Source organism: Pseudomonas sp. GZD-209 (assembly GCF_049310485.1).
GTDB classification, from domain to species: Bacteria; Pseudomonadota; Gammaproteobacteria; order Pseudomonadales; family Pseudomonadaceae; genus Aquipseudomonas; species Aquipseudomonas sichuanensis.
This window is the reverse complement of record NZ_JBMOWQ010000094.1, coordinates 1-24,596: the sequence shown is the minus strand read 5'-3', so window position 1 is coordinate 24,596 and position 24,596 is coordinate 1. Positions and strand designations below refer to the sequence as shown.

19 protein-coding genes and 1 pseudogene are annotated in these 24,596 nt (G+C 63.8%); 9 read left to right on the top strand and 11 right to left on the bottom strand.

Annotated features, from left to right (window positions below; all coding sequences use genetic code 11):
- Positions 1-24: 24 nt before the first annotated feature.
- The 10 genes from ACO6VM_RS12275 to ACO6VM_RS12230 form a co-directional block, all read right to left on the bottom strand.
- Positions 25-1,593: a SpoVR family protein gene (locus ACO6VM_RS12275; RefSeq protein WP_110994289.1), complete on the bottom strand. Its 1,569-nt coding sequence runs from the start codon at positions 1,591-1,593 to the stop codon at positions 25-27.
- The gene (locus tag ACO6VM_RS12270; protein ID WP_110994288.1) at positions 1,590-2,861 is read right to left on the bottom strand and encodes a YeaH/YhbH family protein; all 1,272 of its coding nucleotides are present in this window, start codon (positions 2,859-2,861) and stop codon (positions 1,590-1,592) included. Before ACO6VM_RS12270 ends, ACO6VM_RS12275 begins: the two co-directional genes overlap by 4 nt.
- Before the next feature lie 277 nt (positions 2,862-3,138).
- A complete protein-coding gene (locus ACO6VM_RS12265) occupies positions 3,139-5,061 on the bottom strand; it encodes a PrkA family serine protein kinase (RefSeq protein ID WP_110994287.1) in 1,923 nt (640 codons plus the stop codon).
- Between the two features lie 283 nt (positions 5,062-5,344).
- Positions 5,345-5,674 carry a thiosulfate sulfurtransferase GlpE gene (glpE, locus tag ACO6VM_RS12260; protein ID WP_323833249.1) on the bottom strand — a complete coding sequence of 110 codons (330 nt, stop codon included), beginning with the start codon at positions 5,672-5,674 and terminating at the stop codon, positions 5,345-5,347.
- A gap of 13 nt (positions 5,675-5,687) precedes the next feature.
- Positions 5,688-6,554, bottom strand: a complete 867-nt coding sequence (locus ACO6VM_RS12255; protein ID WP_422403329.1) for a symmetrical bis(5'-nucleosyl)-tetraphosphatase — start codon at positions 6,552-6,554, stop codon at positions 5,688-5,690.
- Positions 6,554-6,934: a Co2+/Mg2+ efflux protein ApaG gene (gene apaG / locus ACO6VM_RS12250; protein WP_422403328.1), complete on the bottom strand. Its 381-nt coding sequence runs from the start codon at positions 6,932-6,934 to the stop codon at positions 6,554-6,556. Before apaG ends, ACO6VM_RS12255 begins: the two co-directional genes overlap by 1 nt.
- A gap of 125 nt (positions 6,935-7,059) precedes the next feature.
- Entirely contained in the window at positions 7,060-7,860 is an 801-nt protein-coding gene (rsmA, locus tag ACO6VM_RS12245; RefSeq protein WP_401057636.1) for a 16S rRNA (adenine(1518)-N(6)/adenine(1519)-N(6))-dimethyltransferase RsmA, read from the bottom strand.
- On the bottom strand, positions 7,857-8,846 hold the full coding sequence (gene pdxA / locus ACO6VM_RS12240; RefSeq protein WP_401057637.1) for a 4-hydroxythreonine-4-phosphate dehydrogenase PdxA: 990 nt from the start codon (positions 8,844-8,846) through the stop codon (positions 7,857-7,859). Before pdxA ends, rsmA begins: the two co-directional genes overlap by 4 nt.
- Positions 8,843-10,162, bottom strand: coding sequence for a peptidylprolyl isomerase SurA (surA, locus tag ACO6VM_RS12235; protein WP_347148827.1), 1,320 nt, complete (start codon positions 10,160-10,162; stop codon positions 8,843-8,845). The genes pdxA and surA overlap by 4 nt, the downstream gene beginning before the upstream one ends.
- Positions 10,143-12,977: an LPS-assembly protein LptD gene (locus tag ACO6VM_RS12230; protein WP_401057638.1), complete on the bottom strand. Its 2,835-nt coding sequence runs from the start codon at positions 12,975-12,977 to the stop codon at positions 10,143-10,145. Before ACO6VM_RS12230 ends, surA begins: the two co-directional genes overlap by 20 nt.
- 131 nt (positions 12,978-13,108) lie before the next feature.
- On the opposite strand from ACO6VM_RS12230, the gene ACO6VM_RS12225 reads away from it, so the two are divergent.
- Genes ACO6VM_RS12225 through ACO6VM_RS12215 form a run of 3 tightly spaced genes read left to right on the top strand, consistent with a single transcriptional unit; the run spans position 13,109 to position 15,562 of the window.
- Positions 13,109-14,128: an aminoglycoside phosphotransferase family protein gene (locus tag ACO6VM_RS12225; RefSeq protein ID WP_401057639.1), complete on the top strand. Its 1,020-nt coding sequence runs from the start codon at positions 13,109-13,111 to the stop codon at positions 14,126-14,128.
- Positions 14,125-14,796, top strand: coding sequence for an N-acetylmuramate alpha-1-phosphate uridylyltransferase MurU (gene murU, locus ACO6VM_RS12220; protein WP_422403327.1), 672 nt, complete (start codon positions 14,125-14,127; stop codon positions 14,794-14,796). The genes ACO6VM_RS12225 and murU overlap by 4 nt, the downstream gene beginning before the upstream one ends.
- A gap of 1 nt (position 14,797) precedes the next feature.
- Positions 14,798-15,562, top strand: a complete 765-nt coding sequence (locus ACO6VM_RS12215) for a TerB family tellurite resistance protein (RefSeq protein WP_401057641.1) — start codon at positions 14,798-14,800, stop codon at positions 15,560-15,562.
- Between the two features lie 45 nt (positions 15,563-15,607).
- Here ACO6VM_RS12215 and ACO6VM_RS12210 read toward each other — a convergent pair whose 3' ends face one another.
- Positions 15,608-16,609: an alpha/beta hydrolase family protein gene (locus ACO6VM_RS12210; RefSeq protein ID WP_422403326.1), complete on the bottom strand. Its 1,002-nt coding sequence runs from the start codon at positions 16,607-16,609 to the stop codon at positions 15,608-15,610.
- 95 nt (positions 16,610-16,704) lie between these two features.
- Here ACO6VM_RS12210 and ACO6VM_RS12205 point away from each other — a divergent pair, with 95 nt between their 5' ends.
- From ACO6VM_RS12205 to ACO6VM_RS12180, 6 genes and pseudogenes are all read left to right on the top strand, one after another.
- Positions 16,705-19,104, top strand: a complete 2,400-nt coding sequence (locus ACO6VM_RS12205) for a PAS domain-containing sensor histidine kinase (protein ID WP_422403325.1) — start codon at positions 16,705-16,707, stop codon at positions 19,102-19,104.
- Positions 19,098-19,730, top strand: coding sequence for a response regulator (locus tag ACO6VM_RS12200; protein ID WP_190306071.1), 633 nt, complete (start codon positions 19,098-19,100; stop codon positions 19,728-19,730). The genes ACO6VM_RS12205 and ACO6VM_RS12200 overlap by 7 nt, the downstream gene beginning before the upstream one ends.
- A 305-nt stretch (positions 19,731-20,035) precedes the next feature.
- Positions 20,036-21,148 carry an ABC transporter ATP-binding protein gene (locus ACO6VM_RS12195; RefSeq protein ID WP_110994274.1) on the top strand — a complete coding sequence of 371 codons (1,113 nt, stop codon included), beginning with the start codon at positions 20,036-20,038 and terminating at the stop codon, positions 21,146-21,148.
- 48 nt (positions 21,149-21,196) lie between these two features.
- Positions 21,197-22,225: pseudogene (locus tag ACO6VM_RS12190) on the top strand (ABC transporter substrate-binding protein); the annotation flags it as partial.
- A 186-nt stretch (positions 22,226-22,411) separates the two neighbouring features.
- Complete coding sequence (locus tag ACO6VM_RS12185) at positions 22,412-23,659, top strand: ABC transporter permease (RefSeq protein ID WP_110994272.1); 1,248 nt, start codon at positions 22,412-22,414, stop codon at positions 23,657-23,659.
- 11 nt (positions 23,660-23,670) lie between these two features.
- The gene (locus tag ACO6VM_RS12180) at positions 23,671-24,498 is read left to right on the top strand and encodes an ABC transporter permease (protein ID WP_232883830.1); all 828 of its coding nucleotides are present in this window, start codon (positions 23,671-23,673) and stop codon (positions 24,496-24,498) included.
- Positions 24,499-24,596: the final 98 nt, after the last annotated feature.

Sequence of the window (24,596 nt, the reverse complement as noted above, 5' to 3'; positions counted from 1 at the left end):
CGGCAGCAATGGAGGGGTGCTGCGCTAGAGGTGGTGCACCACGGCCAGGTCCATGCGCCCGTAGTCGCCTGCCTCGCCGTGTTCGCTGCGGGGCGGCATGTGGTGGGTTTTCATCACCTGGTCGCCCTGAACGGTCTCGAGGTGGATGTCGAAGCCCCACAGGCGGTGCAGGTGCTTGAGCACTTCGTCGGTGGAGTCGCCCAGTGGTTTACGGTTGTGCTGCTGGTGGCGCAGGGTCAGGGAGCGGTCGCCGCGACGGTCGATGCTCCAGATCTGCACGTTGGGTTCACGGTTGCCCAGGTTGTACTGGGCGGCCAACTGTTCACGGATGGTGCGATAGCCATCCTCGTCATGGATCGCCGGCACCAGCAGATCGTCGCGTTGATCGTCGTCGAGAATGCTGAACAGCTTGAGGTCGCGCATCACTTTCGGTGACAGGTACTGCAGGATGAAGCTCTCGTCCTTGAAGCTGCTCATGGCGAATTTGAGGGTGGAAAGCCAGTCGCTGCCGGCGATGTCCGGGAACCAGCGGCGATCTTCTTCCGTCGGGTTTTCGCAGATACGGCGGATGTCGGTGTACATGGCAAACCCCAGGGCGTAGGGGTTGATGCCGCTGTAATAGGGGCTGTCGAAGCCCGGCTGGAACACCACGCTGGTGTGCGACTGCAGGAACTCCATCATGAAGCCTTCGGTGATCAGCCCTTCGTCGTACAGGTCGTTCATCAGGGTGTAGTGCCAGAAGGTCGCCCAACCCTCGTTCATCACCTGGGTTTGGCGTTGCGGGTAGAAATACTGCGCAATCTTGCGCACGATGCGCACCACTTCACGTTGCCAGGGTTCGAGCAGCGGCGCGTGTTTCTCGATGAAATACAGGATGTTTTCCTGAGGTTCGGCAGGGAAGCGCGCATCGTCGCGCTCGCCGCCCTTTTCGGTGCCTTTGGGGATGGTGCGCCACAGGTCGTTGATCTGCCGTTGCAGGTGTTCTTCCCGCTCCTTTTGCCGGCGGCGCTCTTCTTCGGCCGAGATCGGGTAGGGGCGTTTGTAGCGGTCGACGCCATAGTTCATCAGGGCGTGGCAGGAGTCGATCAGGTCCTCGACAGCGTCGATGCCGTGGCGCTCCTCGCACTGGGCGATGTACTGCTTGGCGAATACCAGGTAGTCGATGATGGAACTGGCGTCTGTCCAGGTACGGAACAGGTAGTTGCCCTTGAAGAAGCTGTTGTGACCATAGCAGGCATGGGCGATCACCAGTGCCTGCATGCACATGGTGTTCTCTTCCATCAGGTAGGCGATGCACGGATCGGAGTTGATCACGATCTCGTAGGCCAGGCCCATCTGCCCACGGCTGTAGGATTTCTCGGTACTGAGGAATTGCTTGCCATAGGACCAGTGGTGATAACCCAACGGCATACCGACGGACGCGTAGGCGTCCATCATCTGTTCTGCGGTGATCACTTCGATCTGGTTGGGGTAGGTATCCAGCGCGTAACGCGCGGCCAGGCGACTGATTTCGCGGTCGTAGGTCTGGATCAGCTCGAATGTCCATTCGGAGCCGGTGGAAATGGGTTGGCGTCTCTGCTCTCTGGCGGTCATGTGGCTAACCTGCGCTGGAAGAGTTCACGGAAGACCGGGTAGATGTCGCCGGCCGATACCAACTGTTGCTGGGCAAAGGTGTCGGGGAAACCTTCGCCGATGCGTTCGTATTCGTACCACAGCGCCTGATGCTCGCGTGGGGTGATTTCGACATAAGTGTAGTACTGCACGTGCGGCATGATCTGCTTGGACAGGATGTCGCGGCAGATCGGCGAGTCGTCGTTCCAGTTGTCACCGTCGGACGCCTGGGCGGCGTAGATGTTCCAGTCGCTGGCCGGGTAGCGCTCAGCCATGATTTCCTGCATCAGCTTGAGCGCGCTGGAAACGATGGTGCCGCCGGTTTCGCGGGAGTAGAAGAATTCTTCCTCGTCGACTTCGCGGGCACTGGTGTGGTGCCGGATGAACACCACCTCGATGCGGTCATAGTTCCGCTTGAGGAACAGGTACAGGAGGATGAAGAAGCGTTTGGCGATGTCCTTGGTGGCCTGGGTCATGGAGCCGGAAACGTCCATCAGGCAGAACATCACCGCCTTGGAGCTGGGGTTGGGCTGCTTGACCAGCAGGTTGTACTTGAGGTCGAAGGTGTCGAGGAACGGCAGGCGGTTGATACGTGCCTTGAGCCGCTCGATCTCGGCCTCGGTTTCCTGGATGTCGGTGAAGTTGTCGGGCTCCTCGACTTTCAGCCGATCCAGCTCCTTTTGTGCCTCGCGCAACAGTGCGCGGCTGCTGCCCGTCAGCGCGATGCGCCGGGCATGGGCCGAACGCAGGGTGCGCACGATGTTGATGCGCGAGGGGTTGCCTTCGTTGGCGATCCCGGCGCGCACGGTCTTGAAGGTGTCGGCACCGGTCAGGTGGCGTTTGACCAGGTTGGGCAGCTCAAGGTCCTCGAACATGAATTCGAGAAACTCTTCCTGGGTGATCTGGAAGACGAAATCGTCCATGCCCTCGCCGGAGTTTCCGGCCTTGCCACGCCCGCCGCCTCCGCCGCCGCCTTGTGGCCGAGCGATATGCTCGCCTGCAGTGAACTCTTTGTTGCCGGGATGGACGACGGTCTGCTTGCCGCCGCGACCGTGGTGCAGCACCGGTTCGTCGATGTCACGGCCCGGGATGCTGATCTGCTCGCCATGCTCCATGTCCATGATGGAGCGGCGGCTAACGGCCTCTTCGACGGCTTTCTTGATGTGCTCACGGTACCGCCGCAAGAAACGCTGGCGGTTGACCGTGCTCTTGTTCTTGCCGTTCAGGCGTCGGTCGATTACGTAGCTCATAATCCCTCCGGTGACTGGATGCAGCTACTAGGTTCTGCGTGAAAAGCCTTGATACTCGGTGATGCTGCGTTGAAAACAGCCTCGGAATGCTCATTTACAACCCGTAAACTCCGCTTCCTCGGCTGTTTTCGCCTTGCCTGACCTTCGTCTCAAGACTTTTCACACAGACCCTAGCCTCAAGCTGCAAGATGGAGCAGCCACCGCTGCTGAAAGCCGTGGCGCCAGAGCTGAGCCTGGCGCCGTGCGGCTTGCAACTTGCGGCTTGTCGCTTGCCGCCTTACTGCGATTTCCTGACCCGCAGGTACCATTCCGACAGCAGACGCACCTGCTTGTCGGTGTAGCCGCGCTCGACCATCCGGGTGACGAAGTCGTTGTGCTTCTGTTGATCTTCCTTGCTGGCCTTGGCATTGAAGCTGATGACCGGCAGCAGGTCCTCGGTGTTGGAGAACATTTTCTTCTCGATGACCACCCGCAGCTTCTCGTAGCTGAGCCAGCTGGGGTTCTTGCCATTGTTGTTGGCCCGGGCGCGCAGCACGAAGTTGACGATTTCGTTGCGGAAATCCTTCGGATTGCTGATGCCGGCCGGCTTCTCGATCTTCTCCAGCTCTTCGTTGAGGGCGATGCGGTTGAGGATCTCGCCGGTTTCCGGGTCGCGGTACTCCTGATCCTGAATCCAGAAATCGGCATACAGCACGTAGCGGTCGAAGATGTTCTGGCCGTACTCGCTGTAGGACTCGAGGTAAGCGGTCTGGATTTCCTTGCCGATGAACTCGATGTAGCGCGGCGCCAGGTATTCCTTGAGGTAGCGCAGGTAACGTTCGCGCACTTCGGCCGGGAATTGCTCCTGCTCGATCTGCTGCTCCAGTACATACAGCAGGTGCACCGGGTTGGCCGCGATTTCGTGCGGGTCGAAGTTGAATACCTTGGACAGGATCTTGAAGGCGAAGCGGGTCGACAGGCCGTTCATGCCCTCGTCGACGCCTGCCGAGTCGCGGTACTCCTGGATCGATTTGGCCTTGGGGTCGGTGTCCTTGAGATTTTCACCGTCATAGACCCGCATCTTCGAATAGATGTTGGAGTTTTCCGGCTCCTTGAGCCGCGAAAGCACGGTGAACTGGGCCAGCATCTTGAGGGTGTCGGGCGCGCAGTGGGCCTTGGCCAGCGAGCTGTTGACCAGCAGCTTGTCGTAGATCTTGATCTCGTCGCTGACCCGCAGGCAGTAAGGCACCTTGACGATGTAGATACGGTCGATGAAGGCTTCGTTGTTCTTGTTGTTGCGGAAGGTGTGCCACTCCGATTCGTTGGAGTGGGCCAGCAGGATGCCGGTATAGGGGATGGCCCCGAGCCCTTCGGTACTGTTGTAGTTGCCTTCCTGGGTGGCGGTGAGCAAGGGGTGCAGGACCTTGATCGGCGCCTTGAACATCTCGACGAATTCCATCAGGCCCTGGTTGGCCCGGCACAGCGCGCCCGAATAGCTGTAGGCGTCGGCGTCGTTCTGCGGGAATTCTTCGAGTTTGCGGATATCCACCTTGCCGACCAGGGCAGAGATGTCCTGGTTGTTCTCGTCACCGGGTTCGGTCTTGGCGATGGCGATCTGGTTGAGGATCGAGGGATAGAGCTTGACCACCTTGAACTTGCTGATATCACCGCCGAACTCCTGCAGGCGTTTGGTGGCCCAGGGCGACATGATGGTGTTCAGGTAACGGCGGTTGATGCCGAACTCTTCTTCGAGGATCGCGCCATCTTCGGTGGCGTTGAACAACCCCAGCGGGGACTCGAATACCGGCGAGCCCTTGATGGCATAGAAGGGTACTTTTTCCATCAGCTGCTTGAGTTTCTCGGCCAGCGACGATTTACCGCCGCCCACCGGGCCCAGCAGGTAGAGGATCTGCTTCTTCTCTTCCAGGCCTTGGGCGGCATGGCGGAAGTAGGAGACGATCTGGTCGATGCATTCTTCCATCCCATGGAAGTCGGCAAAGGCCGGATAGCGGCGGATCACCTTGTTGGAGAAGATCCGCGACAGCCTGGAGTTGCTTGAGGTGTCGATCAGCTCTGGGTCGCCGATGGCCAGCAACAGCCGCTCGGCCGCCGAGGCATAGGCGCTGCGATCCTCTTTGCACAGCTCGAGGTACTCCTGCAGCGTGAGTTCTTCCTGGCGGGTGGACTCGAAACGTTGTTGGAAGTGGCTAAAAATGCTCATGACGTCACCTCGCTCGATACGTGGAGACGACGCCGGATCAGTCAGCCGATGCTGGCATGCAACCGGTTTTTGCCGGTTGCTGTATACCCCCCAGAACACCCTGAAACGCTACCGATGACCCGCACGCCGGTGTACCGGCTCTCCCCTTTTTTGGATGGCCTGGGCTTAAGGATAGTTGGTTATACGAGAGGTCAAGGGCGGGGGGCGAAGAAGACGTCTGCGACCGTTCGTCAGGTCGGTCGCGAGCCCGCACGGAACGCGGGCTGCAGGAAAAATGAAAAAATTATTCAGCGCTGCCCTGGGCGGTTTCGCCCGGGTAGGTGCTGCGCCACAGCTCGAAGCCTCCGTCGATGCTGTAGACGTTGGAGAAGCCCTGGCCGACGAGGTAGGCGGCGGCGCTCTGGCTGGAGTTGCCGTGGTAGCAGACTACCAGTGTAGGTGCGTCGAGGTCGGCGTTGCGGATGAAGTCGGCAACCGAGTGGTTATCCAGATGAGTGGCGCCGCTGATGTGGCCGGCGGCATAGGCTTGTGGGTCGCGAATGTCGACCACGACCGCGCCTTCTGCGCGCAGGGCGAGGGCCTGTTCGGGGGTGATGCGCTTGAATTCGCTCATTGGGGCGGTTCCTTCAGGGCTGATCGGTAGGGGCGGCCGGTGCTGCCGGCAGGCGAGGGGTGCCCTCGCGGGTGCAGTCGCAGCGGTGGTACTCGCCGCTGTCGACGTTGTACAGGGTCATGGCGCCACCCCAGACGCAGCCGGTGTCCAGGGCGATGACGCCCGGCGCATCGACGCGGCCTTCAAGGGCGGCCCAGTGGCCGAAGATGATCTTCACATGGCGCGCACGGCGGTCGGGGTGGTCGAACCATGGCTTGTAGCCTTTCGGTGCGCTGTCTGCGCCTTCCTTGGTCTTGAGGTCGAGCTTGCCGGCGGCGGTACAGAAGCGCATGCGGGTGAAGTAGTTGGTGATCACCCGCAGGCGCTCGACGCCGGTGAGATCCTTGCTCCACTTGTTCGGTTCGTTGCCGTACATGCCGTCCAGGTAGAGCTTCAGGCGATTGTCGTCGCGCAGCACTTCCTCGACTTCAGCGGCCAGCTCCAGCGCTCTGCCCAGGGTCCATTGCGGCGGGATCCCGGCATGAACCATGGCGATGCCACGGGGCTCGTCGTAGTGCAGCAGCTTCTGCTGGCGCAGCCAGTCGAACAGTTGGTCGGCGTCCGGCGCTTCGATGATCTCGCGCAGGGTGTCGCTCTTCTTCAGGCGTTCGACGTTATGCCAGGCCGCCAGCAGGTGCAGGTCGTGATTACCCAGCACGCACACCAGGGCGTGGCGAATGGAGTACAGGTAACGCAGCGTTTCGAGCGACTCGGGGCCGCGGTTGACCAGGTCACCCACCAGCCACAGGCGATCGACGGCAGGGTCGAAGCGTACGCGTTCGAGCAGGCACTTGAGCGGCTGCAGGCAGCCTTGCAGGTCACCGACCGCGTAAGTGGCCATCAGTGCAGGGCCCCGGGAACGGCCAGGCGGAAGGGCGCGATTTCGGCATCGAAGCGTTTACCGTCTTCGGCGAACATCTGATAGCTGCCCTGCATGGTGCCGACGCGGGTGGTGATGACCGCCCCGCTGCTGTAGGTGTGGCTCTGGCCCGGCTCGATCAGCGGTTGTTGGCCGATCACGCCGGCGCCGCGCACTTCCTCGACTTCGCCATCGCCATTGGTGATCAGCCAGTGACGCGACATCAGCTTGGCCTTGACCGTGCCGTTGTTCTGCACGGTGATGGTGTAGGCGAAAGCGAAGCGACTGTTTTCGGGGTCGGATTGTTCTTTGAGGTAGCGGGTCACGACGCTGACGTCGATCTGGTAGCGGGGGTCGGACATGCAAGGGCCTTGGGCGAACTGACGCAATAACGCAGTCTAGGCCATTGGCGGGGGGGAGGGCCAGTCATGGCTGATCGCAGGGCAAGCCCGCTCCCACGGGAGCGAGCCTGTGTTGCGAGGCGGGGTCAGCCTTGCTGCTCGGCGAGCTTGTCGGCCAGGCGCACGAACGCTGCCAGGTCCAGTTGCTCGGGGCGCAGGCTGCCATCGACGCCAGCGGCCTCGATGGCCTGGCTGTCGAGCAGGCCCTTGAGCGTGTTGCGCAGGGTCTTGCGGCGCTGGTTGAACGCTTCGCGCACGACACGCTCCAGCAGCAGCGGGTCCTTGGCCGGGTGTGGCAGCACTTCATGGGGCACCAGGCGCACGATGGCCGAATCGACCTTCGGTGGCGGGTTGAAAGCGCCGGGCCCTACGTTGAACAGGTGTTCCACGCGGCAGTGGTACTGCACCATGATCGACAACCGCCCCCAGTCACCACCGCCAGGCCCTGCGGCCATGCGCTCGACCACTTCCTTCTGCAGCATGAAGTGCATGTCGCGGATCAGGTTGGCGTGTGCCAGCAGGTGGAAGATCAGTGGCGTGGAGATGTTGTAGGGCAGGTTGCCCACCACTTTCAGGCTGCGTTGCGGTACACCCAGCTGATTGAAGTCGAACTTCAGGGCGTCGCCCTGGTGCAGGCGGAAATTGTCACGCCCGGCGAACTTGTGTTGCAGGATCGGCACCAGGTCCTTGTCCAGCTCCACCACGTCCAGTTGTGCGCCGCTGTTCAGCAGGCCCTCGGTGAGGGCGCCCTGGCCAGGGCCGATTTCCAGCAGGTTTTCGCCGGCCTTGGCGTGGATCGCCCGCAGGATGCGGTCGATGATTCCGGCGTCATGCAGGAAGTTCTGGCCGAAGCGCTTGCGCGCCCGGTGTTGGTAATGCTCGGTCATGGTCGGTTCTCGGCCATCTGGTAGGCGGTTTCCAGGGCGACGCGCAGGCTGCCGGTGTCGATCTTGCCGGTACCGGCCAGGTCCAGGGCGGTGCCGTGGTCGACCGAAGTACGGATGATCGGCAGGCCCAGCGTCACGTTGACCGCGGCGCCGAAGCCCTTGTACTTGAGTACGGGCAGGCCTTGGTCGTGGTACATCGCCAGCACCGCGTCGCAGTGCTCCAGATATTTTGGGGTAAACAGGGTATCGGCCGGTAATGGTCCGCGCAGGTCCATGCCTTCGGTACGCAGGCGCTCCAGTACGGGCTCGATGATGTCGATTTCTTCGCGGCCAAGGTGGCCGCCTTCGCCGGCATGCGGGTTGAGCCCGCAGACCAGGATGCGTGGTTTGCCGATGCCGAACTTGTCACGCATGTCCGCATGCAGGATGCGGGTCACGCGCTCCAGGCGCTCGGCGGTGATGGCGTCGGCAATGTCGCGCAGCGGCAGGTGCGTGGTCACCAGGGCCACGCGCAGGCCGTGGGTGGCCAGCATCATCACCACCTGTGCGGTGTGGGTGAGGTCGGCGAGGAACTCGGTATGCCCGGAGAAGGCGATACCGCTCTCGTTGATCACGCCTTTGTGTACCGGGGCGGTGATCATCCCGGCAAAATGCCCGTCGAGGCAGCCTTGCCCGGCGCGTGTCAGGGTATCCAGCACGAACGCGGCGTTGGCCTTGTTCAGTTGCCCGGCGGCCACCGGCGCGGCCAGGGGTGTATCCCAGACGTACAGGCTGCCGGCAGGGGCAGGGTGTTCGGGCAGGTTGTCCGGGGTGACGGCCAGCAGGCTGACGGCCAGGCCCAGCTGCGTGGCCCGCTCGGCGAGCAGGTCACGGCTGGTGATGGCGATCAGGGGATGGGGCTGGGCCTCGGCGGCGAGCAGCAGGCACAGGTCGGGGCCTATGCCGGCTGGCTCGCCGGGTGTAACGGCGAAGCGCAGGGGCTTCACTGGGTGGCCTGGTCAGCGCCAGGCAGCTTGACTTCTACGTAGGCCTCGTCGCGGATCTGGCGCAGCCAGGTCTGCAGCTCTTCGTCGTACTTGCGGTTGCGCAGGACGCTCATGGCCTGCTGCTCACGGGCTTTTTCGGTGCTGTCGGTGGCGCGGCGGCCCAGCACTTCCAGCACATGCCAGCCGTACTGGGTACGGAACGGCTTGGTCACCACGCCTTGTTGGGCGTCAGCCATCTGCTCGCGGAATTCCGGGACCAGGCTGTCCGGGTCGACCCAGTTCAGGTCGCCACCGTTGAGTGCCGAGCCTGGGTCTTCCGAGAAGCTCTTGGCCAAGGTGGCAAAGTCTTCGCCGCTGGTGATCCGGTCGTACAATTTTTCAGCGAGCTCCTTGGTGGCGGCTTCGCTGCGGATCTCGCTTGGCTTGATCAGGATATGACGCACATGCACTTCGTCACGCAGCACGCTCTCGCTGCCACCACGTTTCTCCTCGAGCTTGAGGATGATGAAACCGTTGGGGATGCGAATAGGCTGGGTGACGTCGCCGACGCCCATGCTGCTGAGCATCTTGGCGAAGTCCGGTGGCAACTGGCCGGCTTTACGCCAGCCCATCTCGCCGCCTTCCAGGGCGTTCTCGCTGGCCGAGCGTTCGATGGCCAGCTTGCCGAAGTCGGCGCCCTGCTTGAGCTGCTGGTAGACCTGGCCAGCCTGCTGGGCTGCCGCCTGGATCGCCGTGGAGTTGGCGCTTTCCGGGGTCGGGATGAGGATGTTGGCCAGGCGGTACTCTTCCGACATCTGCATCTTGCCGAGGTCGGAATTGAGGAAGTTCTTCACTTCCTGCTCGGACACCTGGATACGTTCGGCGACACGACGCTGACGCACGCGGCTGATGATCATCTCGCGCTTGATCTGCTCGCGGGCGTCATCGAACGACAGGCCGTCATGGGCCAGGGCAGCACGGAACTGCTCGGGCGACATGCCATTGCGCTGGGCAATGGTGGCGACGGCCTGGTTCAGCTCTTCGTCAGTGATGCGGATGCCCGAGCGCTCGCCGATCTGCAGTTGCAGGTTCTCGACAATCAGGCGTTCCAGTACCTGCTGCTCCAGCGCGCCAGCCGGCGGCACGCCGCCACCGCGCTTGGCGATGGTCTGCTGGACCTCACGCACGCGCTGGTCCAGTTGGCTCTGCATGACCACGTCGTTGTCGACGATGGCCACCACGCGGTCCAGGGACTGCGGTGCGGCATGCGCCGCGCCACTGAGTAAAACGGCGCCCAGCATCAGCGGGCGCAGACGATCAATAAGCTTGGTCTTCACGTTCACGATAACCTTGAATGCCTTTGTCCAGGAACGACTCAACCTTGTTGCCCACTACACCGCCGAGGCCCTTGAGCACGACTTGCAGGAAGATACCGTGGTCGCCCTTCTCGTTGTCCGGGACCGCCTGGCTGAAGTCGTCGTAGTCGATCCAGTAGCGGTTGATCAGGCGCAGCTTCCAGCAGCAGTTGTCGTACTCGAAACCACCCATGGCTTCCAGGGTGCGGTTGCGGTTGTAGTCATGCTGCCAGCGTGCGATCACGCTCCACTGCGGCACGATCGGCCAGATGACCGAGAAGTCGTGCTGCTGGATCTTGTAGTAATCCTTGATGTAGCCAGGCTGGCCCGGCGTGCCGTAGTCACCGCCACCGACTTTCCAGACACCGGTCAACTGGTCATAGGTGATCAAGTCGTTGCGGTAGCGGTAGCCGAGGTTGACGATCTTGTTCGGATTGTCTTCAGGCTGGTAGTGGAACATCGCGCTGCCCGAGCGGGTGCTGCGGCTGTCCGGGTCCCAGTTGAAGTCCGAGTTGAAGCGCCAGTCGCGGTTGAAGGCGTACTCGTATTCCAGTGCGTACGGCGAGACATCCGACAGGCTGTCCTTGCGGGTGCTGTAGTCGATGCCTGGCAGCTGGACCTTGCGGTCCTTGAAGTAGAACGCCTGGCCAATGCTGAAGCGTTGACGCTGGAAGCCATCGTCTTCGATCCAGCGGTTGGTCACGCCCAGCGACAGCTTGTTTTCGTCGCCGATGCGGTCGGTGCCGCTGAAGCGGTTGTCGCGGAACAGCGAGTTGTAGTTGAACAGGCGCTCACCCGTGTCGAAGATCGGGATGTCCTTCTGGTCCTTGTACGGGACGTAGAGGTAGAACAGCCGCGGCTCGAGGGTCTGGCGGTAATTGGTGCCGAACATCTGGGTGTTGCGGTCGAAGTACAGGCCGCTGTCGACGCTGAAGATCGGGATGTCGCGGCTCAGCGAGCTGTTATAGCTGCCATAGCCTGGAAGGCCCGACTGGGTGATCGCTTGGGCCTTGCCCTGGCTGTCCAGGTCGAGGTCGTAGCGGGTGACGGCGTACTTGAGTTTCGGCTTGAGGTAGCCGTAGCTCGCTTCCATCGGCAGGCTGATGGCCGGTGCCGCGTTCAGGCGGGTACCGTTGGCACGGGCGATGCCGGTGACACTCTCGTCAAGGCGGCGGCCGCCCAGGACATTGCCGTCAGCATCGGTCACGAGGCCGAGCGAAGCGTCCGGGTTGCCGTCCTTGTCGAACACCAGGTCGTTCTTCAGGTCGCGCTCGAAGCGAACGGCTTCGGTCTCGTAACTGAGGTCGAACCCGGCCGGATGGTACGGCAGCATGCCGTTGAGCGAGAGCTGCGGAAGCTTGTCGTAGGGCGTGATCTGCGAGATCGTCGCCATCTCGTAGGCGTGCACGTTCAAGCGCGCGGTGTAGTCGTCGCCGCGGTAGTTCAGCGTGCCGCGCTGGTTGACGTAGTCCCGGCTCTCGACACCGATCTGGTCCGACTCCAGGTCCTGGAAGTAGAACGGGTCGCTGATGTCGGTGTAGTCCACCTCGCCCATCAGGCGATCATCCAGGCCGCCTTTGTGCTGCCAGTTGATCATCCAGCGTTCTTTCTTGTAGTCCGTCTGCAGCTTGCGGTCGTCGTCCTGATCGCTCAGGTAGGCGCCACCGAACTGACCTTCGCTGGATTTGGTCAGGTAGCGGAACTCGCCTTCCATGAGCATGCCGCGCTTGGCCATATAGCGCGGGTACAACGTGGCGTCGTAGTTCGGCGCCAGGTTGAAGTAGTACGGGGTGACCAGCATGAAGCCGGTATCGCCGCTGCTGCTGAACGATGGCGGCAGGAAACCGGACTGCCGGCGATCATCGATCGGGAAGTAGATGTACGGCGTGTAGAAGACCGGGAAATCCTTGACCCGCAGCGTGACGTTGGTGGCAGTACCAAAGCCGGTGGCCGGGTTCAGGGTGATGTTGTTGCCCTTGAGCTGCCATGCGTTGCTGCCCGGCTCACAGGTGGTGTAGGTACCGTCCTTGAGGCGGATGATCGCGTTTTCCGCGCGCTTGGCGTACAGCGCATTACCGCGGATGTGCGATTTGTGCATCACGTATTCGGCGTTGTCGACCCGGGCTTCGCCGGTGTCGAGCTGAATCTGTGCTTCGTCGCCGACCACCAGGGAGCCGTTGTCACGGATCTTGACGTTGCCCTTGAGCTCGCCACGGTTCTCGGCCTGGTACAGGTTGGCTTCGTCCGCTTCGGCCTGCATGCTGCCCTGGCGCATGACCACGTCACCGGCGAGGGTGGCGATCTGCTGCTCCTGCTGGTACTTGGAGACCTTGGCGTTGATGTAGGTCGGGGCTTCGTCCTTGGGCGTGGTGTCATCCATGCCTGGGCGGGTTGGCTCGATATAGGCGCCACCGCAGTACGGGCCGGTCTCGGCCAGTTGCGCGGCCGTGAGCTTCTCGCGGGGTACCCAGTCGAGGTGGCTGTAGTCTTCGCTGCGCGATTTCAGGGCGCGGCCCTTGCTCTCGGTAACCAGCACTGGCTTGTCGGCCTGTTCCTGGGCTACTTGCTCCGGTGTTTCACCACCGGAGCTGGCGGCAGCGGCACCCGGATGAACCGGGCGAGGCGGCAGGTTACTGGCTGCCTTGGGCTTGCAGTCCCAGCCACCGGAAGCGGACACTTGGCAGTCGAACTGCTCGGCTGCTAACGCATGCGGCATGGCCAAAGGTTGCAGGGCCAGCAGACCGCCAGTGACCAGCAATGGAAACTTTCTACGAAACGCGGGGGATTTCAATGCCATCTTATTAGTCCGGGCTTCCTGCGTGCCATCTGCCCGCGTGTGGGGGCCGCACGCCTCTCGATGGTCTGAAAAAGATGCTGGATAATAAAGCATGACCCGCTTGACGGCTAGCGCCGTCGGAGACCCTTGTAATGCCCGACCACGATGTACGTCTGCAACAACTGACTGCCTGGCTCGCCGAGCAGCTCGAGATTCTATTTCGCACCAACGGCTGGGGTGACCTGCCCGCCGGCAGCCTGACCGCCGCCAGCAGCGATGCGAGTTTCCGCCGCTACTTCCGCTGGGAGGGCGCCGGCCACAGCTTCGTGGTCATGGATGCGCCACCGCCCCAGGAAAACTGCCGCCCGTTCGTTGCCATCGACCACTTGCTGGCCAGTGCCGGCGTGCATGTGCCGCAGATCCATGCCCAGGACCTTGAGCGCGGCTTCCTGCTTTTGGGCGATATGGGGCGCCAGACTTACCTGGACGTCATCGATGCCGACAACGCCGATGCCCTGTTCAAGGACGCCATCGACGCACTGCTGGCGTTCCAGCGCCTGCCAATGGACGCCCCGTTGCCCAGCTACGACGATGCGCTGCTGCGCCGCGAAGTCGAGTTGTTCCCGGAGTGGTACGTTGGCCGCGAGCTGGGCGTGAAGCTGACCGAAGCCCAACAGGCCAGCTGGCAGCGGGTCAGCCAGCTGCTGATCGACAGCGCCCTGGCGCAACCTAAAGTGCTGGTGCACCGCGACTACATGCCGCGCAACCTGATGCAAAGCACGCCGAACCCAGGGGTGCTGGATTTCCAGGACGCAGTCTACGGCCCGGTCACCTACGACATCACCTGCCTGTTCAAGGACGCGTTCCTCAGCTGGCCCCAGGCCCGCGTCGAGGGCTGGCTTGGCGATTACTGGCAAAAGGCCCAGGCTGCCGGTGTTCCAGTACAGCCGGCATTCGAGGACTTCCACCGCGCCAGCGATCTGATGGGGGTTCAGCGCCACCTCAAGGTGATCGGTATTTTCGCCCGCATCTGCCACCGTGACGGCAAACCGCGCTACCTCACTGACGTACCGCGTTTCTTCGCCTATATAGATGAAGTGATTGGTCGCCGTCCGGAGTTGGCCGAGCTGGGCGCGCTGATCAGCGAACTTCAGGCCGGGGCCCATTCATGAAGGCAATGATCCTCGCGGCGGGCAAGGGCGAGCGCATGCGCCCACTGACCCTGCACACCCCAAAGCCGCTGGTGCCGGCCGCCGGCAAGCCATTGATCGAGTACCACCTGGAGGCGCTGGCCCGCGCCGGCTTCACCGAGGTGGTCATCAACCATGCCTGGCTCGGCCAGCAGATCGAGGATCACCTGGGCGATGGCAGCCGCTTCGGCCTGCGCCTGCGCTACTCGCCGGAAGGCGAGCCGCTGGAAACCGGCGGCGGCATCTTCAAGGCTCTGCCGCTGCTGGGTGATGCACCGTTCGTGCTGGTCAACGGCGATATCTGGACCGACTACGACTTCAGCGCGTTGCAGGCGCCGTTGCAGGGGCTCGCGCACCTGGTGCTGGTAGACAACCCTAACCACCACGGGCGAGGCGACTTCCGTCTGCTGGGCGAGCAGGTAGCTGATGGCGATGACGCGCCCGGGACCCTGACTTTCAGCGGTATCTCGGTGCTCGACCCGGCGCTGTTCGACGCTTGCCAACCCGGCGCCTTCAAGCTCGCACCGCTGTTGCGCAAGGCCATGGCTGCGGGCCAGGTGAGTGGCGAGCACTACCAGGGGCACTGGGTCGATGTCGGCACCCTCGAGCGCCTGGCCGATGTCGAACGCCTGATCGGCGAGCGCGCCTGACATGTGGTGGCCAAGCACAGTGATTGGTGCCGGGGCCGGTTTCGCCATGGCCAGTATCCCCGGGGCTTTGCTTGGGGCGCTGCTGGGCCAGGCCATGGATCGGCGCCTGCGTCTGCAGGGATGGGACGACATGCGCGAGCGCCTTGGCGGGCGCCCGGCGCTGCGCGACGAAGAGTTGCTGTTCGTGCTGCTTGGGCGTCTGGCCAAGAGCGATGGTCGGGTTGCCGAGGGGCATATCCAGCAGGCGCGCCAGGAAATGACCCGGCTGGACCTGGCGGAGCCCGCGCGGCTGCGGGCGATTGCCGCGTTCAACCGGGGCAAGTCGGGCAAGGGGCGGCTGGGCCATTACCTGCGCCGGATCAAGTTGCAGCCGCATGCCGCCGAGGGCACCTTGCGCGCCTGCTGGCGAATGGTCTGGGCGGATGGCAAGGCCGGCCGGCATGAGCACGACCTGCTGCTGCGGTGGGGCGAGCAGTTGGGGCTCAGCCGCCAGCAGGTGCAGGCCCTGGCCAAGGAGTACGAGCCACGGCGCTCGTCCGTCGAGGGCGGTGTGATGACCTATGCCGGCGCCCTGCGGCTGCTTGGGGTGGAGCCGGACACCGAGGCTGACAAGGTCAAGCAGGCCTATCGGCGACTGCTCAGCCGGCACCATCCGGACAAGCTGGTGGGCAGTGGTGCCAGTGAGGCCAAGGTGCGCGAGGCGACCGAGCACACGCGCGAGCTGCATCAGGCCTATGCCCTGATCCGCAAGCGGCGGGGCTTCTAGCGAAGCTATCGCGGGGCGCCGATGTGACTTGCCCCGCGATGTTCGTCACTGTTCCTGCGGTGTCAGCCAGCCGCGAACCCGGCGCAGCAACTGCTCTTGCTCCGCTGCCTTGTTGCCCGGCACGGCCATCAGCGAAAGCTGGCGGTACCCGCTGTCCTTCTGCCGCTTGCTGGCCTGCAGGCGCTGCTCGGCGGCCAGGCGGTCCTGGGGGCGCGTAGCGTAATAAAGGTCGGCGGTCGGCACTTTCAGGGTCGGGGTCAGGCTCAGCAGGTCGTGCTCGACCCGTGCGGGCGTCTGTGCCGCGACCATCACCAGTTTCTGTACCTCTGGCGGCTGTTTCTCGCTGAGGTAGCGCGCCGCCCAGTAGGCGCCGCTGCCGTTGCCCAGCAGCACGATGCTGCGTGCCTGCTGTTGTTGTGCATAGGCCACGGCGGCATCCAGGCGGGCGAAGATGCGCTCGGCGTCGTCCTGGTCGGTGTGTTCGTCGGCCTTGGCGGCGTCGGTGCTTTCGGCGGTGTCGGTCTCGGCGGCAGTGGCCTGGGCAACGTTGGCGTTGGCGTCTGCCGGCGTATCCTTGGTCGGCGCCGTTTCACCCGCGGCCTTGGCCGGTTCTGCGGCGGGCTTGGCCTCGGCGCGCGCCTGCGGGCGTTCGGCCAGCAGGTCTGGAAGGCTCACGCTCAAGGTGTGCCAGCCGACATCGGGGAAGCCGCGGCGCAGCGGCCCGACCGTGGTCGGCCAGTCGGCGCTTTCGCCGGCACCGGGGACGATGATCACCGCACCTTTCGGGTCGCTGTCGTTGGCCGGCTTCCACAGCGCCAGGAAGTGTTCACCGTTGGCCTGCAGGGTCTGCTGCTCGGCCTTGGGCACCTGGCGCTCGAGGGCCAGGGCATCGTCCTGGCTGCGTTCGGCCAGCGCCGGGCGCACTACGGGGGCAGGGGCGGCCTCGGCGGCGGCATCGGTTTTTTCGGCATCGGCCGCTTGCGCGCCGAGGGGCAGGAGCGAGGCCAGGCAGAACATGGCCAGCGTCGTGCGATAGAGTGTGAGCATGGATCGGTCCAAGGCCATAAAGTTACCGGCAGCCTAATAGTATTTGTCCGCGACGGCCACGTCAGGTGGCCGTCCTTGCCAAGACGAGCGTAGAGATGAAGCGAGTGCGTTGCCTGTGGGTTATCGGCTGGTTGTGTCTACCCTTGATCGCTTTGGCGCGCCCGGAGGCGCCGCCTTCGGTAGTGCTGGAGCCCGCCCAGCAACAGTGGCTGGAGGCGCATCGCAGCCTGCGGGTCGGCCTGGTGCTGCAAGCGCCCTATGCCCAGTTCGACCGGCGTTTGCAGCAGTTCTACGGGGCCAACGTCGAGCTGGTCAGTGCGCTGGCCCAGGCCCTCAGGCTCGATCTGACCTGGCGCGGTTTCACCGATGAAGCGGCCCTGGAGCACGCGCTGCAGGCTGGCGAGATCGATTTCGCCCCAGGCCTGACCCAGACCCCCGCCAGCCTGCGCAACTGGTTGTTCAGTGACCCATACATGCGCGTGCCGCAACTGGTGGTGGGCCTGCGCAGCGGTGCGGTGGCGGTGGACCTGGAGAAGCTCAGCGCCAACGACCGAGTGGCAGTGCGCATGCCGTCCAGGCTCGCCGACTACCTGCGCGGCAACTACGGCAACCTCAACCTGCAGGGCGTGCCCAACGAGCGTGAGGCCCTGCAGCTGGTGCTGGGCGGGCAGGCCGGTTTTGCCGTGCTGGACGAGGCCCAGCTCAGTCGCCTGTCCCGCGAGAGTGAGTTTGGCGAGCTGGCCGTGGTCGGTGACATCGGCCTGCCGCAATTGTTACGGGTGGGTTCGCGGCGCGACTGGCCGCTGTTGGCCGACGTCCTTGAGCGAGGGCTGCAGGCCATGCCGGCCAAGGACCTCGAGCAGATCCACCAACGCTGGCTGCAACCGAAATACCCGCGCTTCTCTGAATCGCCCGGCTTCTGGCAGAACCTCGCCTTGCTGTTCGGCCTGTTGCTGTTGTGCGCCTTGGCCACGCTGGTGTGGCAGCGTCGCCAACAGCGAGGGCTGGAGCGCGGCTTGCTGGCAGCCCGCGAGAGCCTAGCCGAGCGCCAGACCCGCGAGCAGGCGCTGCGCCTGAGCCAGTTTTCCATCGACCAGAGCACCGTTGGGATTCTGTGGGTCAACTGGGACAGTCACGTGCGCTACGCCAACCACGCCGCCGAACGCATGCTCGGTTTTGCCGAGAGCGCCTTGCTTGAGCGCCCGCTGATCGACATCGAGCCCACCCTGGCCATGGACCGCTGGCTGGCGCTGTGGAAACGCGCCCGTGGCGGCGAAGGCGAGTTGCAGTTCGAGAGCCAGTGCCGCTGCGCCGACGGCAGCTTGCTGCCGGTCGACCTGTCGTTGTCGTTCCTGCGCTTTCGCGATGCCGAATACCTGGTGGTGTTCCTCACCGATGTCACCGAACGCCGCCGGGCATTGGCCGCCCTGCGCGAAAGCGAAGCGCGGCTCAAGGGGATTGCCGGCAACGTGCCGGGGCTGGTGTTCCGCCTGGAGCGCGACGCCGCCGAAGGCGAGTTGGAGTTCCCCTATATCAGTGAAGGCAGCGAAGCGCTGGTCGGTTACACCCCGGCGGCGATCCAGCACCCTGACATGGGCCTGCGCAACCTGGTACATCCGCAGGACCGCGCCGATTATCACCGGGTCCAGGACATGGCCCTGGCCACTGACCAGGACTGGTCGTGGCAAGGCCGCATCCTCACCCGCCAAGGCGAGCAGCGCTGGGCCGACATCAAGGCCACCACCCGCCGTCTGGCCGATGGCCGAGTGGTGTGGGACGGGGTGGTCTGGGACATCACCCAGGGCAAACAGGCCGAGTTGGCGCTGGCCGGGTCCCAGGAGCAACTGCGCGAGTTGTCGGCGCACCTGGAGAGCGTGCGCGAAGAGGAGAAGGCGCGGATTGCCCGCGAGGTGCACGACGAACTCGGGCAGATGCTGACGGTGCTCAAGCTTGAAGTGTCGATGTGCGAGCTGGCGTTCGCCGAGCTGGACCCCGCCCTCAACGAGCGCCTGGCCAGCATGAAACGCCTGATCACCCAGTTGTTCCAGCTGGTACGCGACGTGGCCACGGCCCTGCGCCCGCCGATCCTCGACGCCGGCATCGCCTCGGCCATCGAGTGGCAGGCGCGGCGTTTCGAAGCGCGCACGCAGATACCCTGCCTGGTGCAGGTGCCGGACAATCTGCCACCCTTGAGTGATGCCAAGGCCATCGGCCTGTTCCGTATCCTGCAGGAGGCGCTGACCAACGTGATGCGCCATGCCCAGGCGCACACGGTGCAGATCGATCTGGTGCACGAGGCCGGGCAGTTGCGCATGACCGTGATCGACGACGGCGTGGGGTTTGCCATGGAGGCGGCGCGGCCGACGTCGTTCGGCCTGGTGGGTGTGCGTGAGCGGGTGTTGATGCTCGGTGGCAGCATGAGCCTGGACAGCGAGCCGGGCGAGGGCACCAGCCTGAGCGTGGCGATTCCTTTGAAGCAGGAGAAACAATCGTGATTCGAGTGCTGGTGGCGGAAGACCACACCATCGTCCGGGAAGGCATCAAGCAATTGATCGGCCTGGCCAAGGACATGCAGGTGGCGGGCGAGGCGGGCAATGGCGAGCAGTTGCTCGAGACCCTGCGCCATACGCCCTGCGAGGTGGTGCTGCTGGATATCTCCATGCCTGGGGTGAGCGGCCTGGAGGCGATCCCGCGGATCCGCGCGCTGAACAACCCGCCGGCGATCCTGATGCTGTCGATGCATGACGAAGCGCAGATGGCGGCGCGGGCGCTCAAGGCCGGTGCGGCGGGCTATGCAACCAAGGACAGCGACCCGGCGCTGCTGCTCACGGCCATCCGCCGGGTGGCCGGGGGCGGGCGCTACATCGACCCGGCCCTGGCCGACCGTATGGTGTTCGAGGTGGGCCTGACCGAAACCCGGCCACTGCACACGTTGCTGTCTGAGCGCGAGTTCTCGGTGTTCGAGCGCCTGGCCCAGGGTGCCAACGTCAACGACATCGCCCTGCAGCTGGCGCTGTCGAGCAAGACCATCAGCACCCACAAGGCGCGGCTGATGCAGAAGCTCAAGGTCAACTCGCTGGCGGAGCTGGTGAAGTACGCCATGGAGCACAAGCTGGTGTGAGTGTTCTGGTTGCGACAGGCAATCCACAACTGGAACCTCTGTGTGGGAGCGGCGGTGCGCCGGTGCGACTTGCCCCGCGATGGCGCCGGGCCTCAAGGCTGAGCCATCAGTGCCCATCGCGGGGCAAGCCCGCTCCCACGATCCATTGCGGTGTAGTTGCCTGGGAGCGTCACTCGTGTAGGGCGATCCCTACAACAAGTCTTCCATCCGGATGATGGCATTCTCTCAGTGCCCCCGATTTTCGGGCGTTTGCGCCTCTTCTACTCTTTTGCCTACGCAGTCATTCCAACAAGAAGGTGCAGGGCATGAGCGAGGCGAATTCGAACGAGACGCTGGTCAGCTTCCGTGGTGTGCAGAAGAGCTACGACGGCGAATCGCTGATCGTCAAAGACCTCAACCTGGACATTCGCAAGGGTGAGTTCCTGACCCTGCTCGGCCCCTCCGGTTCGGGCAAGACCACCAGCCTGATGATGCTGGCCGGCTTCGAAACCCCTACCGCCGGTGAGATCCAGCTGGCCGGGCGCTCGATCAACAACGTGCCGCCGCACAAGCGCGACATCGGCATGGTGTTCCAGAACTACGCGCTGTTCCCGCACATGACCGTGGCCGAGAACCTGGCCTTCCCGCTGACCGTGCGCAACCTGAGCAAGACTGACGTCAGCGAGCGGGTCAAGCGCGTGCTCAACATGGTCCAGCTCGATGCCTTCGCCAAGCGCTACCCGGGGCAGTTGTCCGGCGGCCAGCAGCAGCGCGTGGCGCTGGCCCGGGCCTTGGTGTTCGAACCCCAGCTGGTGCTGATGGACGAACCTCTCGGCGCCCTGGACAAGCAACTGCGCGAACACATGCAGATGGAAATCAAGCACATCCACCAGCGCCTGGGCGTGACGGTGGTGTACGTGACCCATGACCAGGGCGAGGCGCTGACCATGTCCGACCGGGTGGCGGTGTTCCACCAGGGCGAGATCCAGCAGATCGCCGACCCGCGCACCCTCTACGAAGAGCCCTGCAACACCTTCGTCGCCAACTTCATCGGTGAGAACAACCGCATCAACGGCACCCTGCTGGCCAGCGATGGCAAGCGTTGCCAGGTGCAACTGGGCCGTGGCGAGCGGGTTGAGGCGCTGGCGGTCAACGTCGGCCAGGCCGGCGAGCCGGTCACCCTGTCGATCCGCCCCGAGCGCGTGCGCCTCAATGGCCACAGCGAGAGCTGCGTCAATCGCTTCTCTGGCCGGGTGGCCGAGTTCATCTACCTGGGCGACCACGTGCGGGTGCGCCTGGAAGTCTGCGGCAAGGCCGACTTCTTCGTGAAGCAGCCGATTGCCGAACTCGACCCGGCCCTGGCCGTGGGCGATGTGGTACCGCTGGGCTGGGAGGTGGAGCACGCCCGCGCGCTCGATCCGATTGCACAAGCCCACTGATGGACTGATGGATTGCTTCACCAACCCTGTACTGTGGAGAGAATAATAATGCGCAAGCAGTTGAAACTGACCGCCCTGGCCCTGGGGCTGTTCGCCGCCGGCCAGGCCATGGCGGCCGACCTCACGGTGATTTCTTTCGGGGGCGCCAACAAGGCGGCCCAGACCAAGGCGTTCTACGAGCCATGGGAGAAGGCGGGCAAGGGCAAGATCGTCGCCGGTGAGTACAACGGCGAGATGGCCAAGATCAAGGCCATGGTCGACACCAAGAGCGTGAGCTGGAACCTGGTGGAGGTGGAGTCGCCAGAGCTGGCCCGCGGTTGCGACGAGGGCATGTTCGAGGAGCTCGACCCGGCGCTGTTCGGCAATGAAGCTGATTATGTCCCAGGCGCCATCCAGCCCTGCGGCGTAGGCTTCTTCGTCTGGTCAACGGTCATGGCCTACAACGCCGACAAACTCAAGACCGCCCCTACCAGCTGGGCCGATTTCTGGGACACCAAGCAGTTCCCGGGCAAGCGCGGCCTGCGCAAGGGCGCCAAGTACACCCTCGAATTCGCCCTGATGGCCGACGGTGTCGCGCCGAAGGAAGTCTACAAAGTGCTGGCCACCAAGGAAGGCCAGGACCGCGCCTTCAAGAAACTCGATGAGCTCAAGCCGAGCATCCAGTGGTGGGAAGCCGGTGCCCAGCCACCGCAGTACCTGGCCTCGGGTGACGTGGTCATGAGCTCGGCCTACAACGGCCGCATCGCCGCTGTGCAAAAAGAGAGCAACCTCAAGGTGGTATGGAACGGCGGCATCTACGACTTCGATGCCTGGGCCATCCCGAAAGGTGCCAAGGATGCCGAAGAGGCGAAGAAATTCATCGCCTACAGCGTCCAGCCCGAGCAGCAGAAGATCTACTCCGAGAACATCGCCTACGGTCCGGCCAACAGCAAAGCCGTGAGCCTGCTGTCGGACGAGGTGAAGAAAGACATGCCGACCACGCCTGAGAACATTGCCAACCAGGTGCAGATCGACGTGGCCTTCTGGGCCGACAACAGCGAGCAGCTGGAGCAACGCTTCAACGCCTGGGCGGCGAAAAAGGAAAGCCTGGGACATTGGGCCACCACGCGGCCCGTCGCCGGCAAGCCGGCTCCCACAGGTAAAGCGTCAAGCCTGAGGGTGTCGCACTACTTGTGGGAGCCGGCTTGCCGGCGATGGGGCGCGCAGCGGCCCCGATTGCAGCTTTACCAGGCTCCCTGTTTCCCTGTTTTCCCGGAGTTCGCCATGGCCATTGCAGTGCCCCTCAACGAAGGCGCAGGTAAAAGCCTCAAACAGCGCCTCAAGCATGCCGAGCGGGTCAACCGCTGGAAGGCCCAGGCGTTGATCGCGCCGCTGGCGCTGTTCCTCCTGCTGGTGTTCCTGGTGCCGATTGCGGCGCTGCTGTACAAGAGCGTCGGCAACCCCGAAGTGGTCGCGGGCCTGCCGCGCACCGTCGAGGCCGTGGCGCAGTGGGACGGCAAGAGCCTGCCCGGCGAGGAGGCCTACAAGGCTCTGAGCCAGGACCTGGCCGAATCACGCAAGAACCAGACGCTGGGCGATCTGTCCAAACGCCTGAACATGGAGCTGGCCGGCTACCGCAGCCTGCTGGCCAAGACTGCGCGGGCGCTGCCGTTCAAGGCGGAGCCTGCTTCTTATAAAGATGCCTTGCAGACGCTGGACGAGCGCTGGGGTGACCCGGCCTACTGGCAGGCGATCCGCCGCAACACCAGCAGCGTCACGCCGTTCTACCTGCTGGCAGCGCTCGATCACCGTATCGACGACCTCGGTGAGCTGGCCAAGGCCACGCCGGACCAGGCCATCTACCTCGACATCTTTGCCCGCACCCTGTGGATGGGCGTGGTGATCACCGCCATCTGCCTGGTGCTGGCCTATCCGCTGGCCTACCTGCTGGCCAACCTGCCCACCCGGCAGAGCAACCTGCTGATGATCCTGGTGCTGCTGCCGTTCTGGACCTCGATCCTGGTGCGGGTGGCGGCGTGGATCGTGCTGCTGCAGTCGGGCGGGCTGATCAACAGTGCGCTGATGGCCATGGGCATCATCGACCAGCCGCTGGAACTGGTGTTCAACCGCACCGGTGTGTACATCTCGATGGTGCACATCCTGCTGCCGTTCATGATCCTGCCGCTGTACAGCGTGATGAAGGGTATCTCGCCCAGCTACATGCGTGCGGCGATCTCGCTGGGCTGCCACCCGTTCGCCAGCTTCTGGCGGGTGTACTTCCCGCAGACCTACGCTGGCGTCGGTGCCGGTTGCCTGTTGGTGTTCATCATCTCGATCGGCTACTACATCACCCCGGCACTGCTGGGCAGCCCGAACGACCAGATGGTCAGCTACTTCGTCGCCTTCTACACCAACACCAGCATCAACTGGGGCATGGCCACCGCGCTTGGCGGGTTGCTGCTGCTGGCCACCGTGGTGCTGTACCTGATCTATAGCTGGCTGGTCGGTGCCAGCCGCCTGCGCCTGAGCTGAGGAGCCTTGTCATGCTGAGCCCCTACATGTCGCCCGTGGAGCGGGTGTGGTTCTACACCTTGCGCATTCTCTGCGGGCTGGTGCTGCTGTTCCTGGTGCTGCCGGTGCTGGTGATCGTGCCGCTGTCGTTCAACAGCGGGAGTTTCCTGGTGTACCCGCTGCAGGGCTTCTCGCTGCACTGGTACCAGGACTTCTTCGCCTCGGCCGAGTGGATGCGTTCGCTGAAGAACAGCATCATCGTCGCCCCGGCGGCGACGGTGCTGGCCATGGTGTTCGGCACCCTGGCCTCGATCGGCCTGACCCGCGGCGACTTCCCCGGCAAGTCGCTGGTGATGGCGCTGGTGATCTCGCCGATGGTGGTGCCGGTGGTGATCATCGGTGTGGCGAGTTATCTGTTCTTTGCCCCGCTGGGGTTGGGCAACAGCTTCATCTCGCTGATCCTGGTGCATGCGGTGCTGGGTGTGCCCTTCGTGATCATCACCGTGTCGGCCACCTTGCAGGGCTTCAACTACAACCTGGTGCGTGCGGCAGCCAGCCTTGGCGCCTCGCCGTTGCTGACCTTCCGTCGGGTGACCTTGCCGCTGATTGCGCCGGGGGTCATTTCCGGGGCGCTGTTCGCCTTCGCCACCTCGTTCGATGAAGTGGTGGTGACCCTGTTCCTGGCCGGGCCCGAGCAGGCCACCCTGCCGCGGCAGATGTTCAGCGGTATCCGCGAGAACCTCAGCCCGACCATCGCGGCGGCGGCGACCCTGCTGATCGCGTTTTCGGTGGTGCTGCTGCTGACCCTGGAGTGGTTGCGTGGGCGTAGCGAGAAGTTGAGGACCCAGCAGCCGGGCTGATTCTGGTGGTGTACAGAGGAAAGCGTGGGAGCGGGCTTGCCCCGCGATGAGATGTTGGATTAACCGATGCCATCGCGGGGCAAGCCCGCTCCCACGTG

Bases quoted from the DNA above. Each gene is read 5' to 3' on its own strand.
- ACO6VM_RS12275 (WP_110994289.1), bottom strand. From the start codon at position 1,593: ATGACCGCCAGAGAGCAGAGACGCCAACCCATTTCCACCGGCTCCGAA.
- ACO6VM_RS12270 (WP_110994288.1), bottom strand. From the start codon at position 2,861: ATGAGCTACGTAATCGACCGACGCCTGAACGGCAAGAACAAGAGCACG.
- ACO6VM_RS12265 (WP_110994287.1), bottom strand. From the start codon at position 5,061: ATGAGCATTTTTAGCCACTTCCAACAACGTTTCGAGTCCACCCGCCAG.
- glpE (WP_323833249.1), bottom strand. From the start codon at position 5,674: ATGAGCGAATTCAAGCGCATCACCCCCGAACAGGCCCTCGCCCTGCGC.
- ACO6VM_RS12255 (WP_422403329.1), bottom strand. From the start codon at position 6,554: ATGGCCACTTACGCGGTCGGTGACCTGCAAGGCTGCCTGCAGCCGCTC.
- apaG (WP_422403328.1), bottom strand. From the start codon at position 6,934: ATGTCCGACCCCCGCTACCAGATCGACGTCAGCGTCGTGACCCGCTAC.
- rsmA (WP_401057636.1), bottom strand. From the start codon at position 7,860: ATGACCGAGCATTACCAACACCGGGCGCGCAAGCGCTTCGGCCAGAAC.
- ACO6VM_RS12230 (WP_401057638.1), bottom strand. From the start codon at position 12,977: ATGGCATTGAAATCCCCCGCGTTTCGTAGAAAGTTTCCATTGCTGGTC.
- ACO6VM_RS12225 (WP_401057639.1), top strand. From the start codon at position 13,109: ATGCCCGACCACGATGTACGTCTGCAACAACTGACTGCCTGGCTCGCC.
- murU (WP_422403327.1), top strand. From the start codon at position 14,125: ATGAAGGCAATGATCCTCGCGGCGGGCAAGGGCGAGCGCATGCGCCCA.
- ACO6VM_RS12215 (WP_401057641.1), top strand. From the start codon at position 14,798: ATGTGGTGGCCAAGCACAGTGATTGGTGCCGGGGCCGGTTTCGCCATG.
- ACO6VM_RS12210 (WP_422403326.1), bottom strand. From the start codon at position 16,609: ATGCTCACACTCTATCGCACGACGCTGGCCATGTTCTGCCTGGCCTCG.
- ACO6VM_RS12205 (WP_422403325.1), top strand. From the start codon at position 16,705: ATGAAGCGAGTGCGTTGCCTGTGGGTTATCGGCTGGTTGTGTCTACCC.
- ACO6VM_RS12195 (WP_110994274.1), top strand. From the start codon at position 20,036: ATGAGCGAGGCGAATTCGAACGAGACGCTGGTCAGCTTCCGTGGTGTG.
- ACO6VM_RS12185 (WP_110994272.1), top strand. From the start codon at position 22,412: ATGGCCATTGCAGTGCCCCTCAACGAAGGCGCAGGTAAAAGCCTCAAA.
- ACO6VM_RS12180 (WP_232883830.1), top strand. From the start codon at position 23,671: ATGCTGAGCCCCTACATGTCGCCCGTGGAGCGGGTGTGGTTCTACACC.